The organism is Kitasatospora sp. NPDC049258 (assembly GCF_040678895.1).
Taxonomy (GTDB): Bacteria; Actinomycetota; Actinomycetes; order Streptomycetales; family Streptomycetaceae; genus Kitasatospora.
The window spans coordinates 1-1,663 of sequence record NZ_JBFAQT010000109.1 but is presented as its reverse complement, the minus strand read 5'-3'; the positions used below and the strand labels follow the sequence as shown (position 1 = coordinate 1,663).

General features: G+C 69.6%; 1 protein-coding gene. It reads left to right on the top strand.

The features are described 5' to 3' along the window. Window positions 1-1,663 (top strand): LamG domain-containing protein (locus tag AB0K43_RS31410; RefSeq protein ID WP_363645820.1); only part of this gene is annotated, 1,663 nt, incomplete at both ends.

Here is a 1,663-nt window from a genome sequence, read left to right as displayed (position 1 = left end):
AGAACGAGGGCGACAGCAACAGCTGGAAGCGGCTGACCGACGACGCCTACCTGCGGGTCTACTACAACCTCCCGCCCCGCCAGACCCCGATGAGCGACCTGACCATGTCCCCGGGCTCGGTCTGCCAGGCGACCACCGTCAAGGTCAACAAGATGCCGCAGATCACCGCGAAGGCGAGCGACCCGGACGGCGAGGCCATCGGTGTCCAGTTCGCCGTCGGCTGGGACGACGGCACCGGATGGAAGCGCCGCTGGTGGTCGACCGGCGCCGAAGGCACCGCGCCCGACGGGAGCACCTTCAAGGGCTCCGGCTCGCAGTTCTCGCTCAGCCTTCCGGACACCTTGCCCAAGGACCGGTACCTGACCTGGGAGATGCGCGCCTGGGACGGCGCGAGCTGGGGACCGTGGTCCTCCGACGGTGACCCGAGCGCCTGCTACGTGGCCGTGGACGACACCAAGCCCGAAGGCCCGGTCGTCACCTCCACCTCCTACCCCGCCTCCCAGGACGCGGCGGCCGCACTGGCCTGGACCGACGGTGTCGGCAAGTACGGCGCCTTCACCCTGGACTCGACCAGCACGGACGTCGTCAAGTACCAGTGGGGGCTGGACACCAGTGCCTCGGCGGCCCATGAGGTCGCGACCACCGCGGGTGCCCCGCAGACCATCAACGTGCTCCCCGAGACGCCCGGCGTCCACAGTCTCGCCGTGCAGGCCCTCGACGGCTCCAACAACGTCTCGCAGTCCCAGACGTACTACTTCAACGTCCTGGCCGGGCAGTCACAGCGAGCCGGCTGGACCCTGGACGAGGGATCGGGCGGTCCGTTCACCGGCGGGGGCGGGGCCATCAACGCGGTCCTCAGCCCGGGTGCCACCGCCAACGCCCCGGGACATCTCGGCAAGGCCGTGGCCTTCGACGGCACCGCCAACGGCTACGCCAGTACCCAGGCGGCGGTGCTGGACACCGGTAAGAGCTTCAGCGTTTCGGTGTGGGCCAACCTCGCCGATGCTGACCGAGTCCGTACTGCTGTCACACAGGCCGGTAGCAACACCGCGTTCTTCGACCTGGGCGAGCGCAGCGGGTACTGGTCCTTCAGTACCTTCACCGCCGACGTTCCCGACGGCTTCGCCTGGCAGTCCGCGACCAGCTCGACACCGGTCGCCGTCAACACCTGGACCCATCTGACGGGCGTCTACGACGCCACCAACAAGAAGGTTCTCCTCTACGTCAACGGCGTGCTCGCCGCGCAGACCTACGCCCCGACCTCCTTCGCCGCACGCGGTCCGCTGGAACTCGGCCGACTCCGCTACATGGGCCGTTACGTCGACCCGTGGAAGGGCTCGCTGGACGAGGTCAAGGTCTGGGACCGGGCGCTGTCCGCAGCGGAGGCCGGCGCTGTCGCCGCGGATCAGTCATTGACCACCGGGATGCCCGCCAAGGCCGTGTGGCACCTCGACGAGAACGCCAACACGCTGACCGGACAACCCGAGTCGGATGCCCTGACCTCCTCCGGGGGCGTGCAGTCGGGAGTGCCGGGCACGCTGGCGACCGCCGCGCACTTCGACGGGACCACCGGTTACGCCCGTACGTCGCGGCCGCAGGTCGACGGGACGCGGAGCTTCTCGGTGTCGACGTGGGCGCGACTGCCGCAGCCTGCGGCGGGTGA